Origin of the sequence: Deinococcus alpinitundrae (assembly GCF_009982895.1) — a bacterium.
In the GTDB taxonomy this organism is placed as follows: domain Bacteria; phylum Deinococcota; class Deinococci; order Deinococcales; family Deinococcaceae; genus Deinococcus; species Deinococcus alpinitundrae.
Window position 1 is genome coordinate 37,657 of record NZ_WXZL01000003.1, and the last position, 14,669, is coordinate 52,325.

The following is a 14,669-nucleotide window of genomic DNA, read 5'->3' on the forward strand; positions in this document are numbered from 1 at the left end:
GTGTATGCGTCTTTATGAAGTGGGGCGCGCCGCCCGGTTCAGAAACCCCAGGTCAGACAATCGGTTCAGGCCGTTGCCAGAACGTGAGAAAACGCTGAGCGCCCGAAAGCCAAATTTGCCACACTGAACTGATGCCCAGCTTCCGGCCGCTCGATGACCTGACCCGTCTCCCCTTGCGCGACAGTCTCAGGAACGACTTCGAACATCTGGGCACGGTCCGCCCGGCCAGCTTGCTGCTGTGTGACCTCGATTACCTCAAGCTGATTAACGACAGCCTGGGGCACCTGGCAGGCGACGAGGTGCTGCGTTCACTCAGCGCCACGCTTCAGTCGCGGCTGGGACCGAACTGGCGGGCGTACCGCTTCGGCGGCGACGAGTTCGCGGTGCTGGCCCCGGTGAGCGCCGCCGAGCTGGAAGGCTGGGCCGAAGCGTTACTGGCAGCGCTGGCGCAGCATCCCCAGCCGATCAGCCTGAGTATCGGCCTCACCGAGTTGCCCGCCGGGGAAGCCGATCTGAGCGAGGTGATGGCCGAGGCCGACCGCCGCCTGTACGCGGCCAAACGGCGTGGCCGGGCGCGGGTGGTGGCCCACAATGCGCCGCCGGGCGGGTTCGAGATTCCGCTACGCCGGTTGCTGGAGCGCGAAAACGCCAGCGCCGAAGCGGCCCGCTGGCTGAGCCGGGCACGCCATCAGCGCGGCGAGCTGGACGTGCAGGCTCCTCCGGGCGGCGGGCTGAGCGCTTTTCTGGAACAGGTCGGGGTGGTGGCGCGGACGCTCGGCTACCAGACGCTGCACCTCTCGGGCCACGCCGCCAGGGCCTGTCAGCACCTGGGCAGCTGGCACCACGCACTGCTCGATGGTCAGCGCCTGCCGCCGGAGCTTGAGCCGTCCGACTTCCGGGCCGGAGCCAGACCGCTGGCGCTGCTGCTTGATACCCCGGAGCGCTTCGACGCAGGCACGGCGGCCTGGCTGCGCCCGCTGCTCGGCCAGGCCCAGGCGGTGGTGCGTGCCCAGACCGGAGCGCAAACGGCAGGCCGCAGCGGCGCGCTGATCCGCCTCGCGCCGCTGAGTGAGCAGGCTGTCGGCGCGCTGCTGACCGGGCCGGACGGAGCTGACAAGGTGGCCAGCCGCTGGCTGTGGCAGCGCTCGGGCGGGCGGCCCGCGCCGCTGCACCGCTGGATGCGCGTTGTGCGGCTGGAAGCCGAGCTGCGCCGCGAGCCGCTCGGTTAGCTTCTCGGACGGGAAAACGCCGAGTGGGAAGCGGACCTCATCTACCAGTTCGGCGAGGCGCTGCTGTGGCCGCGCCCGACGTTGTATGGCCGCCAGAATGAGCTGAGGCAGGCCAGAGAGCGGCTGGAACACTCGGCGCTGCTGAGCGTCACTGGCCCGGCCCAGCGCGGCAAGACCCGCTTTGCCGAGCAGCTGATGGGCGAACTTGCCGGGTCGTTCGAACGCACGCTGCACGTGGCGCTGCCGGGGGGCCTTCCGTCCGGCAGCGATCCGGCCCCGCTGCTCTCCCGCATCGCCGAGGCCTTGCTGGGGCGGCCCAGCGCCCACGTGGGTGCGGCCAGCGTGGGCCGGTTGCTGGCCCGCCAGCCCACGCTACTGCTGCTCGACGTCCCTGCCGGGCACCCACCGCTGCCCGCGCGGCAGATCGAGACGCTGCTCGACCACGCGCCGCTGAGCCGCATCATCGTCGCGGCACCCACTCCGCTGGGCGCGCGGCATGAGAGCGTTCAGGCCCTGGCGCTGCTCGGCGAGCAGGCCGTGAGCGCCGCGCTGCTTGACGCCCGGCCCGACCTCGCCGAGCGGCCCAGGGCCGAATTCGCGGCCCTGCTGGAATGGATCGGCGGCGAGCCGCTGCGCCTGGAGACCGCCACCGCCGTGCTGCGCCGCGACCAGACTGTGGTGGCCGGGCCAGGTCCTCAGCGAATGTTCGACCTGCTCGGGGAAGCGGACACCACGGGCGACTTCAGCGCTGCCGGGCCGCTGTTCGGTGAGCACGAACAGCGGGTGCTGGCGGCGCTGGACCACGTCGGAGAGGCCGTCGATCTGAGCTGGGCCGCACAGCTCTCGGGAGCCTCGCCGTTCTTGCTGGGCGCACTGCGCGACCAGCAATACTTGCAAGCACTCGGCGGCGGCCTCTACCGCCTATCTGGTGCGGCGCGGCACGCGAGCGGCCACCCTGCCCGCTCGCCTGCACTGCGCCGCCAGGTGACGCGGCGCTTGCTGGATCGGCTGAGCGTGCTGCTGGGGGCCAGGCCGCCGGGGAGCGCGGCCTGGTACGCCCAGCTCGATCAGCACTACCCGAGCCTGCGGGCGGTGACCACCAGCCTGGTCTCCGGCAGTCTCGCGCCTCGCCGCGCGACCAAACCTCATCGGGGTGGGCCGCAGTCGTCCGACGCGCGCCTGGCCAGGGTGCTGCTGAAGCTGACGCCCTACCGCCTCTCACGCGACTATCTGCACGACGCGCGCACCGAACTGCAAGCGCTGCTGCGCCGCACCAAGCTGCCGCACGACCTCAGATTACCGCTGCAGCTCGCGGCGGTGCAGGTCTTGCAGCAGCTCGGTCAGCACCAGGCGGCCCAGCAGCAGCTCGACGAACTGCCGCCTGAGGCCCACGCACAGCCGCACACCGCGCTGGTCCAGGCCCGCTTGCTGCACCGGCGCAGCCAGTACGACGAGAGTCTGGCCCTGTTCGACCGGATTCGCGCCCAGCTCGGCGACCAGCCCGGCGAACTGCTGATTCGCGCCCAGGACGGCAGCGCCCGCAGCGCCATCTACCTGGGCCAGCTTGGCCATGCCCAGCCCATGATCGCGCTGGCGCTGGCCCAGGCCCGAGCACTGGCCGAGCCGCTCCTGCTGAGTGACGTCCTCAACACGGCGGCGCTGGTGGCCACCGAGCAGCGCGAACTGGAGGAAGCCAGTCGGCTGTTTGGGGAGGCCATTGAGATTCACCAGCTGTTCGGCCACCGCGCCGGGTTGACCCTCAATCTGACCGGGCTGGCCTGGGCGGCACTGCTGGCCGGAAACGCCGCTATTGAGAACGACAGAAGTTGGGTATTGAGACACCAGCTTTGAGCGTGCGACTTGGAGTGTCAGCTGTTTTCGAGGGAAGCGAGCTGCTGCTGAGCGTTGTTTTCTAAGTTCAGTACTGCCGTTACACTGCCATAGGCGAAAGCATGCGCATACTTCAGAACGAATGGCGTGCCAGCACCAATACGCCCAAGTTGGGGCAGTGGATCTTGAAAGCGCAGGTAGACCGCTTGTGACTCACCAGGCCAAACCCATGGTGCATCGCGAAAGTGCAGCCAGACGTGCCAGTTTTCGTTGGTGTAATGAAAATGCGCCCAAGCGCCACTCTGCAAACCATTTTTGAGCCCACCATCGCCCGTTGGGAGGAAGTGGACCAGGGCTTCGACGTCGTACAAATCCTCTGAGGTGTTGTCAAAAGGATTCGTCACCCCACGACTTTACCCCACCCACACCCGTGCTCTGTGTCATTGGGGCGTCAACAAAGGTGCGACACAGCTGAGGCAGCGAAGAAGGACGACACCAAGTTCTTCCGCCTTACCCGGCTAAACCCCACTCTCCAGCGTTGCTTCAGCTCCCCTAGCGTTCGGACGCAAGCGTTTCCCAGCACGTTGCGCTTGACGTAGGCCCATAACCACTCAATTGGATTGCACTCGGGTGCATACGCGGGGAGATACTCAATGGTCAGTCTCGGTTCGGCTTCTACGAAACCTTGCACAGTCTTGGCCCGGTGAATCGCTGCGCGATCGAAGAAGACAATTACTTTCCCAGGAATATGGTCCAGTAGGTGCTGCAAGAATTCCTGCACCTGCACAGCTTTGACTGAATGATCGTACGTGTGTTGGTAGACCTTGCCCGTGTTGGTAATGCCTGCGATGATTGACAGGCTCTTCCAGTTCAGCTTGGTCTTCACTGTTGGGGTTTGTCCGCAGGGTGCCCAGGTCTTCACCACGGTGGTCTTCAGGCTGGAGCCTGATTCATCGGCAAAAACAATCGTGGCACCCTGCTCTACGGCTTTTTTTGCGATCTCAGGATAGATGTGCTCAGTCCAATGACCGATGGTTTCTTCGTCGCGTTCCACCGCACGTTTTTCGGGTTTCTGGTACGTCCAGCCAAGCTGATGGAGCACTCGACCGACATGATCCGGGTGGTACCAGACGCCGAAAGTCGTACCGATGAGGTCAGCAACCTGCTTGGTCGTCCACAGCGCCTGTTGGTGGCCATGTGCTCGCGGCCCTTGGCATAACTTCTCAATCAGCGTGTTCTTCTGGTCCTCTGTTAGCCCAGCTGGACGGCCTGAGGAAACGGTGGCTTTCAGCCCTGCCTCTCCTTCAGCGCGGAAACGCTTGATCCAGGTGTTGATTGTAGTCAAGGAAACGCTGAAGTGCCGGGCAAGTGTATGACGGGTGTATTCGCCTTGGTGAATGAGCTTGGCGGCTTCCAGCCGACGTTCTTCAAGTTGCTGTCGGGTGAGCTGTTGAGGAAACCAGGCCGATTGCATCCCAAGACCCTACAAGACCAGTTATGAGACTTTTGTCGCCGTCAGTAGGAGTGCCGACCTCAGCCGCCAGGTGCTGCGTCAGGCCCAGGACGCCGGGCGCACCTGGGAAATTGCCAACGCGCTGATCAACCTCGCCCACGCCCTGTGCCGCAGCGGCCAGACAGCGCAGGCCAAAGAGATCTACTGTCAGGCGGCGGAACTGGCCCGCGAGCACGACGCGCCCTCGCTGATCGCCGAGGCGCTGGGCGGGCTGGCCGAGGTGCTGTACCGCGAAGGCCACAGTGGGGCCGCCGCGCAGGGGCTGGCCGCCGCCCTGGCGCATCCCGGCGCGAACGCCGAGATGCGCCAGTATTTCGCCGACCTGACCGCCCGACTTCAGCCGCCGGAAACCTGGAACCCGGCCCGACTCGACGGGGCAATGGCGCATCTGCTGCGCTAACTCGCGGGCTTCAGTAGACCGAATTGCCGGGTGGGCCGCTCTCGCTGCCAGACCCTGCGCTGCCAGTCGATTTGAAGCGCCCTGCCAGATCGCGCGCCGCCTTGGCCAGCAACGAGGTGTCCACCCCCACCGCCACGAAGGTGCAGCCGAGGTCCAGATAATGCCGGGCCTGAGCCTCGTCGGTGGCGAGAATGCCTGCCGCCTTGCCCGCTGCCTGAATGCGCCGCACGGCGTCCTCGATGGCGCTCAGCACTTCCGGGTGGTTGGGGTTGCCCAGGTGACCCAGGCTGGCGCTGAGGTCGGCAGGACCGATGAACAGGCCCGAGACCCCTTCTACAGCGGCGATCTCGTCCAGCGCGTCCAGACCTGCCCGCGACTCGATCTGTACCAGCAAGCAGATTTCAGCGTCCGCCCGCGTCAGGTAGTCTGGCACCTGATTCCAGCGCGAGGCGCGGGCCAGGGCGCTGCCCACACCCCGGACGCCCTGCGGCGGATACTGGGTGGCCCGCACCAGCGCGCGGGCCTGCTCAGCGCGCTCCACCATCGGCACCAGAATGGTCTGCACCCCCACATCAAGGTACTGCTTGATCATCCAGGTCTCGCCGCTGGGCGGGCGCACGATGGGCGTCACCGGATAGGCCGCCAGGGTTTGAAGCTGGCGCAGGGTGCTGCGAACATCGTTGGGCGCGTGCTCGCCGTCGATCAGCAGCCAGTCGAAGCCCGCCCCGGCGCTGATCTCGGCGCAGTAGGGGTCGGCCAGGGCCAGCCACAGGCCGATCTGGGGCTTTCCAGCCCGCAAGTTCAGGGCAAAGGTATTCAGAAGATCCGTCATAGAGAGAATCTAAACCCGATGCCGCCCAGTTCGCCGTAATCAGCGTGAAAGGTGTCGCCGGGAGAAGCGTCCACCGGGCGGGTAAACGACCCAGCCAGAATGAGTTGCCCCGCCTGAAGCGTGACGCCGTGCGGGTGCAGCTTGTTGGAGAGCCACGCCACCCCGTTGGCTGGATGGTTGAGCACACCCGCCGCCACACCCGTTTCCTCAATCACGCCGCTACGGTACAGCAGCGCCCCCACCCAGCGCAGGTCGAGGTCGTGCGGGCGCACCGGGCGGCCCCCCAGCACAATGCCCGCGTTGGCGGCGTTGTCGCTGATGGTGTCGTAGACCTTGCGCGTCACGCCGCTTTCCCTGTCAATGCGCTCGATGCGGGCGTCGATGATCTCGATGGCCGGAGTTACGTAGGCCGACGCCCTCAGCACGTCGAAGATGGTGCAGTTGGGGCCGCTCAGATCGCTTTCCAACAGGAAGGCCAGTTCGACCTCCACCTTCGGCTGGGTAAAACGTGAAGATGGCAATTCGGAGCCTTGCTGAAACACCATATCGTCAAGCAGCACGCCGTAATCCGGCTCGGAGATGTTGGACGAAAGCTGCATGGCGCGGGAAGTCAGGCCGATTTTGTGACCGTACACTGTGCGGCCCTGGCTGAGCTTGTGATTCACCCAGGCGGCCTGCACAGCGTAGGCGTCGTCAATGGTGATTTCGGGATACTGCAGCGAAAGCTGACGAATCTGAACGCGGCTCTGCTCGGCTGCGTCAAGCCGCAGGGCGGCGTCCTGAATCTGGGCGGGCGTCAGCATGGCTTTGGACCCTTCACAGCGCCACCTTCTGATAGCGCCGGTGGATGTTGTTTCTCTTCCACGTTTCCACCTCGCCAATTTCGAGTGAGAGGGCCAGATTCCTTGAAGCAAAGTCATCGGCAAAGTGGTCCGTCAGCACCGCAAACAGCTCGTCTCCGGTGGCCTGCCTCACTTCTTCGCTGCGGCCCGTGCCAATCTTGAGCGTGACATGCACGAAGGCGTCGTCGTGCTGACCGTCGGCGACCACATACTCGGTGAGTTTGAGGGCGCGGGCGCGAATGCCACCGATGGGATAGATATCGCCGCGTGCAATCAGAACGGCGTTCAAGTTGGACAAGAGTTCAGGAATGCGCGGCTCGGCGAGGTTATCGGTGTATTCCACCGTCAGATGCGGCATTAGGTCCGCGCTCCTTCCTCGGCGATCAAAGGCTCAGCGCTTTCATCTTCAAGCTGGATGTCGTTTTCCAGGGCTTCCAGGCCGTCAATTTCCAAGCGCATCACGTCACCCGGCCCCACGTGGCTGACCCCCTTGGGCGTGCCAGTCAGAATCACGTCGCCCGCTTCCAGGGTCATGAAGCGCGACATGAATTCGATCAGTTCCGGCGCTTTGAGGATCATGTCACGGGTGTTGCCTTCCTGCCTCAGTTCGCCGTTGACGTAGGCCCGCAGGCCCAGGTTATAAGGATCGGGCACCTCGTCGGCACTGACCAGATACGGCCCCAGCGGTCCGAAGGTGTCCCAGCCCTTGGCCCTCATCGGCGGGCGGTAATAGTTGGAGACGTAATCGCGCACCACCAGGTCATTGGCGATGGTGTAGCCGCCCACGTACTCCTCGGCGTCCTTGGCCTTGACCCGCCGGGCGTCGCGCCCGATCACGATGCCCAACTCCACCTCATAGTGCATGAACTTCGCCCCACGCGGATAGATCACCGTGCCACCGTGCGGCAAGAGGCTGGTGTTGGGCTTGAGGAACATCACCGGCTCTTCGGGGGCCTTGAAACCGAGTTCGGCCACATGGTCGGCATAATTCAGCGCCAGCGCGATGACCTTGCCGGGCCTGAGCGGCAGCAGGAATTGAACATCCTCGGGGCGGTGCGTCTCGCCCGCTGCGTCGTAGAGCAGGCCGTCTTTGAGGACGCCGTTGTGCTGGCGGCCTCTGGAGATGAATCGGGCGGTTTTCACAGGTCGAATCCTTTTGAAGAACAGTCTCTCATAGCATCACGCCCATCCGGGCGACTTCCGGCGGCAGCACGTCGGTCAGCCCCCGGTAGGTGCCGCCGAAGTAAGCCAGCGGCGCTTTTTCGGTGAGGCGGGTGGCCTGCACTTCGCCCACGAACAGGGTGTGGTCGCCGCCGTCGTACGTCTGGTATTTGGTGCAGGCCAGTTGCGCCGCCGCGCCGTCCAGCACCGGCAGGCCGCCGAGCTCGCTCCACGGCAACCGCAGGCCCGGATCGGGTCGCCCGGCAAAGTGGTCACTCAGGAGTTGCTGACTTTGCGAGAGGATATTGACGGCGAACGCCTGTCCCGCTTCCAGCACGGCGTGCATGGCGGCCCGCTTATCCACACTCACCAGAATCAGCGGCGGATTGAGGCTGACCGAGACGAAAGCGCTGGCAGTCATGCCGCGTTGTTCGCCGTCTTGCCGGGCCGTGATGATGGTCACGCCGCTGGCAAAGCGCGAGAGGGCGGCGCGAAAGTCCTGGGATGAGACGGGCATGGCAGGCTCCTTTGAGTGGCGGTAAACGGTGACGGTTGCCGAAATCTGCCGCGCTCAGATCACATGCACCGGCAAGCCCACCAGTTCGCCCGATGCGGGCTCAATCCAGCCGCCCCCGAACGCTTCGAGCGGCATGGCCTGTTCAAACCAGCTTCTGGGCGTTTTCGCGCCCCACAACGTCTGGCGGCGCGGATCGTCCAGCGCCCAGCGTATCGGCTCGAAGTCGGGGTCGGAGGTGACGTAATCGTTGGTATACAGCTCGATGCGGTGGCCGTCAGGGTCGCGGATGTACAGGAAAAAGGCGTTGCTGACGCCGTGCCTGCCGGGACCGCGCTCGATGGCTTCGGGCATTCTCGCGGCAGCCAGAATGTCGCACAAACGAATGATGCTCTGCATATCCGGCATCCAGTAAGCGAAGTGGTGGAGCCTCGGCCCGGTGCCGTTGGTGAGCGCCAGATCGTGCACGCTGCCCCGACGCTGAATCCAGGCGGCCCAGATGCGGCCCTGCTCGTCCTCGGTAAACTCGCTGAGCCGGAAGCCCAGATGGTCCATGTACCAGCGCATCACGCTCTCCACGTCGGGGGTCATGACATTGATGTGGTCGATGCGCTGGAGGCCCGCGCCCCGGTGCAGATGGTAGTCCTGAAGCAGCCACTGATGCTTGACCGACTCGGCGTAGAAGGCCACCGGCACGCCGAAGGGGTCCTGAAAGCGCAGCAGCCTGGGACGGTCCAGCTCGGTTTCCCAGCGGTAGGAAATGCTTTGAGCGTCCAGCAGGGCGGTCATGGCGTCCAGGTCGGCATTCGTCCCAACCCGGTAGGCCAGGTGCTTGACTCCAGCTTCTGCTGCCAGTTCCAGCTTCAAGGTCCACTCGCGGTCCTCGTTGCCGCGCAGGTAGAGTGCGCCCTCCGTTTCGTGGAGGATATTCAGGCCCATCAGATCGACGTAGAAATACCTGGAACGCGCCAGATCGGTCACGTAGAAAATACCGTGGGCGATGCGGATGACGTTCGGCTGCCGAATTGAAGCCGCTTCAGTCATCGGCGCTCACCGGCTCCTGTGCCGCTTGATTCAAGAAGACTTGAATCCGGGCCACAAACGGCTCCTTGTCATAGACCTCGTAAAACGCGCTCGCCATCCGGATCGGGTCACCGAAGAAGTGCTTCTCGTAGAGGTTCTGCCTCGCTCCGAAGCTGCTCAGCGTCATGTCCCAGGCCAGCCGGAAGAGTTTGAGCCTTTCTCCGGCGGTGGCGTTGGCGGCCTGCAAATGCTTCTCGATGAACGCGCCCATCGGTCCCTCGCGGTCAGCCTTGCCCGGCATCATGATGATGCCCGACGCGCCCAGCAACTGAATGATCTCATTGAGGCGCGGATAGATGGCCGGGTAGTAGTTGCGGGCGGCGTCCAGCGGGCCGCGGGCCGGGGTCATCACACCGTACGGGTTGAGTGTTGCACCCTCCACCGCCGCGACTTCCAGCGCCTTCATGATTTCCAGCGTCACGATGATCTCGCTGACTTTTTGCTGCACGTGCTGAAATTGCCCGCTGCCCACCGCGCCCACGATGCTCTGGGCGATGCCGAGAAACGCACCGGTTTTGGCGATTTTCTGGTTGACCACCTGATAAGCCATCTGCAACACGGCGTCGGTCTTGGCGTAGGCCTGGTTGGCGAGCATCATGTCGTACATCAGGAAGACGCGCTCCCAGGGCACCAGCACGTCGTCGAAGATTACGAAGGCGTCCTGCTCGTCGAAGCGGCTACTCAGCGGGTGGTCTTCGGTGTCGCGCCCCAGGTCAAACGGCTCGCGGCACTGGAAGTACAGCCCCGGTGTGTTGGTCGGCAGCCCGAAGCCCATCGCGTAGCGGCTCTTGTCTCCGTTCTCCTTGATGACGGTGGACGGAAAAATCAGGATCTCGTCGGCAATCGGCAGGGTCGCCAGCATCCGTGCGCCTCGCACGATCACGCCTTCCTCGGTCTCGCGCACGATGCCCATGGCAATGTACGGGTCGGGCAACTCGGAAGCCTGCTTGCTGCGGTTGACCTGTGGATTGGTCAGCGAATGTGTCAGGCACAAATCGTTGTCGCGGACGTACTCGTAATAATTCCGCATATTTTCGGCGAAGTTGCGCCCGCTGCCGATCTCGCCGCTGCTCTCGGACTGATCGAAGTAAGTGCTGGCCATGCCCGCCGCCATCACATTGGTGTTCATGTAATCGGGAGCACGACCCAGCGTGCCCAGCGAGTAGTCCGCCCGGATGCGGTGCGCCTCGCCGATCTGACGAAGATCATTCTTGCTGCGCGGCACCTTGAAGCTCATGGCGTAGCGCTCCCCGCCCTCTTCGTAGGTGAGCTTGTCTTTGAACTCCGGCGAGAGCTGCAGATCGTAAAGGCCCGCCAACGAATGGGCGATATTTTTGGTGGCGGGATGCGTCGTCGGGTCGCTGACGGCGGCTCCATCTACGTAAAGGTTCGGCGGGTTGTGGCGCAGACGGTCCAGAAACTGTTTTCCGGTTCTTGCGGGCATGTCAATTCTCCTCTCGCCACTGGGCCAAAAGCTGTTCACCCTCACTACGGCGTTGATGATCCGCGAGGAACCCCGGAACATCTTTGAGACGCTGAGGATACTTTGTGCCTGTCGTGTGGTTGTGCGCAAAGCCTGCTCGCACCAATTGCTCGGCCAGCTTCCAGGCTTCCACGTCAGTTTGCTTGGGAGCGCGGAAGTTCTTGCCGACGGGCGTCATCAACTGATGGCACTGGGGACAAGGGAAAGTGGGATCGCCCAGCACCACGCCAGCAGAACGAAATTTGCGATTTCTGGTTCTCTGGCCCAACGCTTTGGCAGGTTTTTGAAATTGTTTGCGGCAATCAAAACAGACATGATGACTGCTCCGGGTCGGCTGCGCATAGATTTGAACCGTGTTTTCAGGCGTCCAGCTTTTCATGGCTCACACCCCCAATTTCGCCGCCCCACGTCCGTCCAGATTCACAGCAATGTTCTTGGTTTCCATATAAAAGTCAAAGCTGTAGTCGCCACCGTCGCGCCCGATGCCACTGGCTTTCATGCCGCCGAAGGGGCTGGGCAGGTGGCGTACATTTTCCGAGTTGATCCAGACCATGCCCACGTCCAGCCCCTGCGCGAAGCGGTGGGCGCGGGTCAGGTCATTCGTCCACAGGTAACCCGCCAGACCATACGGCACGTCGTTGGCGATCCGCAGGGCGTCGGCCTCATCGTCGAAGGGAAGGACCGTCAGCACCGGGCCGAAGATTTCTTCCTGGGCAATCCGCATCTCGCTGCGGGCGTTGGTGAACAGCGTGGGGCGCACGTAGTTGCCGCTCTCCCCTATCCGCTCGCCGCCCACTGCCACCGTCGCGCCGTCTGCCCGCGCGATGTCAAAGTAGCTGCACACTTTCTCGAACTGACGCGGATGAATCAGCGGCCCGACCTCGGTGGCGGGATCGAGCGGATCGCCGACCTTGATGTTGGAGACGCGCTCGGCCAGCTTTTTCACGAAGTCGTCGTGAATACTACGTTCCACCAACAGGCGGCTCGAGGACGTGCAGCGCTGTCCGTTGAGGCTGTAGAGCATGAAGATAGCGGCGTCGAGTGCCCGCTCCAGATCGGCGTCGGCAAACACCACCACCGGGTTCTTGCCGCCGAGTTCCAGGTGGACGCGCTTGAGGGTAGCTGCACCCTGCTTCTGAATCGAGCTGCCGGTGCTGCTCTCGCCGATAAAGGCAATCGCCTTGATATGGGGATGCTCGGTGAGCGCTCTGCCCGCCGTCTCGCCGTAGCCGTGAACGAGGTTCACCACCCCCGCCGGGATGCCCGCCTCGTGCATGATCTCGGCCAGCAGTGTGGCGGTCACCGGGCTCCACTCGGCGGGCTTGTGCACCACTGTGCAGCCGGACGCCAGCGCGGGCGCGATTTTCCAGCTCGACAGCATGAACGGCGTATTCCAGGGGGTGATGATGCCGACCGGGCCAATCGGCTGGCGGATGGTGTAATTGAGAAATCCGTCGGCGGGTAAGCTCAGCCCGTCCTGGGCAGCCTCGGCGCGGTCGGCGAAGAAGCGGAAGTTCTCTGCAGCGCGAATAGCCGCCGATTTCATGAACCGGATCGGCTGCCCGGTGTCCATACTCTCGGCCAGCGCCAGCTCCTCAGCGCGGTCTTCGATTAGCGCGGCAACTTTGTAAAGCAGCTTGCGCCGGGCCTTGCCGTCCAGGGCTTTCCAGGCGGGAAACGCGGCCCAGGCCGCCTGCGCGGCTCGGTCAATGTCGTGCTCGTCGCCACTGGCCGCCGCTGTCAGCAAGGAGTTGTCGGTGGGCGTGTGAACTTCAAAGGTTTCACCGCTGGCCGAATCTTGCCACTCACCACCGATGAAGTGCTTGAGGGTGCGCTGGGAAAGCTGCTGGCGAAGTTGCTCGGCGGGTTTGGGGGAAGAAATGGCCGTCATTGAACCTCCTGGGCGCGAAAACTGCACGAACGCTGGCGCAAGTTGTCTTTCGCCAAGCCTAAGGCCACAGCTCAGGCCAAAACAAGGTATGAAACAACAAAAAACCGGTCCTCTTTTGTAGAATTCACCAGATGCCCCGCCTTAACGATCTGCGCTCGGCCCTTCATCTGCCCGCCGGCATGGAGGCCAGCTTTCAGACACTTGAAGAGGCACAGAGGCTTCTCCCAAACGCGCCCAGATCGGCCCTGAATATGGCGGCGCTCCGCTTGTTGGCGCAGGAGAGCCTGCATAATCTGCCCGCTACTGCTTCGCTGCTCACGTCGCTGGCCCAGACCCTGCACAGTTCCCGCCCAGAGCGTGAACTGGTGCAGTGGCTCGCGCTCGTCACGGGCGGGCGCGCGGAGTTGCGCTCCAGTTGGGGCGACCCGGTATCCAGTTCCGGCACGCCGGGTGGTCCACGGGTTGAGCAGCGCCTGACGTATGAGGGCAGGCCCATCGGCAGCCTTCACCTGTGGGCCGGAACAGAGTGGCAGCCGCTGTTCTTGCTGGCCGCAGAGTTCGCCAAGCTCGCCCGCCTGCAAGCGGCGGCGGCGGGCGCGGCAAGGCGGCGCACTGGTGAACGCCTGCTGGAAGCGCTGCTGTCGGGCGACGTGAGCGGTGCACCCGACCACGAAGCAGGCACGCTGGCGGCCCTACGCCTCATCCAGCCCTTGCCGCGCAGCGAACGCAGCCGCGAAAGCCATGTGGCATTGCTGGACGTGCTGTGTGGTGTGGGCGAGGGGTACTTTCGGGAACGGGGCCTGAAGTGCCTGACCACCATTCGCGGCGACAAGGCGCTGTGGTGGTGGGCCTGCCACGACGCCGAGCGCGAGGCGGCGGGGTTACTCTCGGCGCTGCGATCGGCCTCCGACACCGGATTCAAGCTGGGCGTCAGTGCCATGCAGGAAAGCCACGCACAAGCCAGAACCGCCCTTGAGCAAGCCGAGCAAGCGCTCAGTGAAGTGACGGAGGCACGAAATCTAGTGATCTTCTCGCGTCCCGACCTGCTGCGCGAGCTGCTGGCGAGCGCTGCAGCCCGATCACTGACCGAGCAGCTCAGAAGCCGCTTGAGCGCCGCCGACCCGGACGGCAAGCTGGAAGAAACGCTGCGGCGCTACCTCGCGCACAGCAACTCACTCGGTGAGCTGGCCCAGGAGTTGAACATTCACGTCAACACCCTGCGCTACCGCTTGGGCCGTGTGGAGGATGTGCTGGGCGGTCAGTTGAGCGAACCGGCCTTCGTGGCGCGGCTCTACCTGGCACTGTCTACGGAAACTGGTAGCGAGCGTTAACGGAGTCAAGGTCGGCCGAACATCGGGTCAGAAACCATACAACATATAGTAATTATTGTCACATTGTAAGACTGGGGTAGTGTTGCGGACTTGTGGAATTGCTATTGCGGACTTGTGGAATTGACTCCAGAAGGTACTGCGGACTTGTGGAATTGCTATTGCGGACTTGTGGAATTGACTATCGAAAGGCTATTGCGGACTTGTGGAATTGGGTGCGGAGTGTACTGCGGACTTGTGGAATTGCGGCAAACTGGGTATTGCGGACTTGTGGAATTGCTATTGCGGACTTGTGGCGTTTTCTCGGCCTGACCTTGCGGACTTGTGGAATTGACCCCCCAAAAGTATTGCGGACTTGTGGAATTGCTATTGCGGACTTGTGGAAATCGCCTGTTCGGTGCCGTCCCAGACGGCCTCCAGAGGGCCTCTCTGATGATGTATCATCAATCTTTTAAAACAATCTTTTAAAGATCAGTAACAGAGAAATCTTTGATCATCAATCATCAGCTCGAAAACTCGGCTTGCACCTAATGGCCCATCGCTTGCTGTTGGCGGCTGCCTTG

General features: G+C 63.5%; 15 protein-coding genes. 4 read left to right on the plus strand and 11 right to left on the minus strand.

Translation table 11 applies throughout. The features are described 5' to 3' along the window. Window positions 1-131: 131 nt before the first annotated feature. Both GUI70_RS03345 and GUI70_RS03350 read left to right on the plus strand, forming a co-directional pair. Window positions 132-1,229 (plus strand): GGDEF domain-containing protein, encoded by a 1,098-nt coding sequence (locus GUI70_RS03345; protein ID WP_161880893.1) that lies wholly within the window; start codon window positions 132-134, stop codon window positions 1,227-1,229. An 81-nt stretch (window positions 1,230-1,310) separates the two neighbouring features. Continuing rightward, a complete protein-coding gene (locus GUI70_RS03350; protein ID WP_161880894.1) occupies window positions 1,311-3,080 on the plus strand; it encodes a hypothetical protein in 1,770 nt (589 codons plus the stop codon). 17 nt (window positions 3,081-3,097) lie between these two features. On the opposite strand, the gene GUI70_RS03355 is transcribed toward GUI70_RS03350, so the two are convergent. Both GUI70_RS03355 and GUI70_RS03360 read right to left on the minus strand, forming a co-directional pair. Then, window positions 3,098-3,463, minus strand: coding sequence for a hypothetical protein (locus GUI70_RS03355; protein ID WP_161880895.1), 366 nt, complete (start codon window positions 3,461-3,463; stop codon window positions 3,098-3,100). Window positions 3,464-3,510: 47 nt separating this feature from the next. Beyond that, the gene (locus GUI70_RS03360) at window positions 3,511-4,533 is read right to left on the minus strand and encodes an IS630 family transposase (protein WP_161880896.1); all 1,023 of its coding nucleotides are present in this window, start codon (window positions 4,531-4,533) and stop codon (window positions 3,511-3,513) included. 70 nt (window positions 4,534-4,603) lie between these two features. Here GUI70_RS03360 and GUI70_RS03365 point away from each other — a divergent pair, with 70 nt between their 5' ends. Further along, window positions 4,604-4,972: a hypothetical protein gene (locus tag GUI70_RS03365; protein ID WP_161880897.1), complete on the plus strand. Its 369-nt coding sequence runs from the start codon at window positions 4,604-4,606 to the stop codon at window positions 4,970-4,972. A gap of 10 nt (window positions 4,973-4,982) precedes the next feature. Here the strand turns inward: GUI70_RS03365 and hpaI are convergent, their stop codons facing one another. The 9 genes from hpaI to hpaE are packed head-to-tail and all read right to left on the minus strand — an operon-like array spanning window position 4,983 to window position 12,778. Further along, window positions 4,983-5,804, minus strand: coding sequence for a 4-hydroxy-2-oxoheptanedioate aldolase (gene hpaI, locus GUI70_RS03370; protein ID WP_161880898.1), 822 nt, complete (start codon window positions 5,802-5,804; stop codon window positions 4,983-4,985). Continuing rightward, window positions 5,801-6,607 (minus strand): 2-oxo-hept-4-ene-1,7-dioate hydratase, encoded by an 807-nt coding sequence (gene hpaH, locus GUI70_RS03375; RefSeq protein WP_161880899.1) that lies wholly within the window; start codon window positions 6,605-6,607, stop codon window positions 5,801-5,803. The genes hpaI and hpaH overlap by 4 nt, the downstream gene beginning before the upstream one ends. A 13-nt stretch (window positions 6,608-6,620) precedes the next feature. Next, the gene (locus GUI70_RS03380; protein ID WP_161880900.1) at window positions 6,621-7,004 is read right to left on the minus strand and encodes a 5-carboxymethyl-2-hydroxymuconate Delta-isomerase; all 384 of its coding nucleotides are present in this window, start codon (window positions 7,002-7,004) and stop codon (window positions 6,621-6,623) included. Further along, window positions 7,004-7,789 carry a fumarylacetoacetate hydrolase family protein gene (locus GUI70_RS03385; protein ID WP_161880901.1) on the minus strand — a complete coding sequence of 262 codons (786 nt, stop codon included), beginning with the start codon at window positions 7,787-7,789 and terminating at the stop codon, window positions 7,004-7,006. The genes GUI70_RS03380 and GUI70_RS03385 overlap by 1 nt, the downstream gene beginning before the upstream one ends. Before the next feature lie 28 nt (window positions 7,790-7,817). Then, window positions 7,818-8,324, minus strand: a complete 507-nt coding sequence (locus tag GUI70_RS03390; protein WP_161880902.1) for a flavin reductase family protein — start codon at window positions 8,322-8,324, stop codon at window positions 7,818-7,820. 54 nt (window positions 8,325-8,378) lie between these two features. Next, window positions 8,379-9,365, minus strand: coding sequence for a 3,4-dihydroxyphenylacetate 2,3-dioxygenase (hpaD, locus tag GUI70_RS03395; RefSeq protein WP_161880903.1), 987 nt, complete (start codon window positions 9,363-9,365; stop codon window positions 8,379-8,381). Beyond that, the gene (gene hpaB, locus GUI70_RS03400) at window positions 9,358-10,848 is read right to left on the minus strand and encodes a 4-hydroxyphenylacetate 3-monooxygenase, oxygenase component (RefSeq protein WP_161880904.1); all 1,491 of its coding nucleotides are present in this window, start codon (window positions 10,846-10,848) and stop codon (window positions 9,358-9,360) included. Before hpaB ends, hpaD begins: the two co-directional genes overlap by 8 nt. A gap of 1 nt (window position 10,849) precedes the next feature. Next, on the minus strand, window positions 10,850-11,266 hold the full coding sequence (locus GUI70_RS03405) for a hypothetical protein (RefSeq protein WP_161880905.1): 417 nt from the start codon (window positions 11,264-11,266) through the stop codon (window positions 10,850-10,852). Window positions 11,267-11,269: 3 nt separating this feature from the next. After that, the gene (gene hpaE, locus GUI70_RS03410; RefSeq protein ID WP_161880906.1) at window positions 11,270-12,778 is read right to left on the minus strand and encodes a 5-carboxymethyl-2-hydroxymuconate semialdehyde dehydrogenase; all 1,509 of its coding nucleotides are present in this window, start codon (window positions 12,776-12,778) and stop codon (window positions 11,270-11,272) included. Window positions 12,779-12,909: 131 nt separating this feature from the next. Between hpaE and GUI70_RS03415 the strand changes: the two genes are divergently transcribed. Beyond that, the gene (locus GUI70_RS03415) at window positions 12,910-14,109 is read left to right on the plus strand and encodes a PucR family transcriptional regulator (RefSeq protein WP_161880907.1); all 1,200 of its coding nucleotides are present in this window, start codon (window positions 12,910-12,912) and stop codon (window positions 14,107-14,109) included. Window positions 14,110-14,669 lie beyond the last annotated feature (560 nt).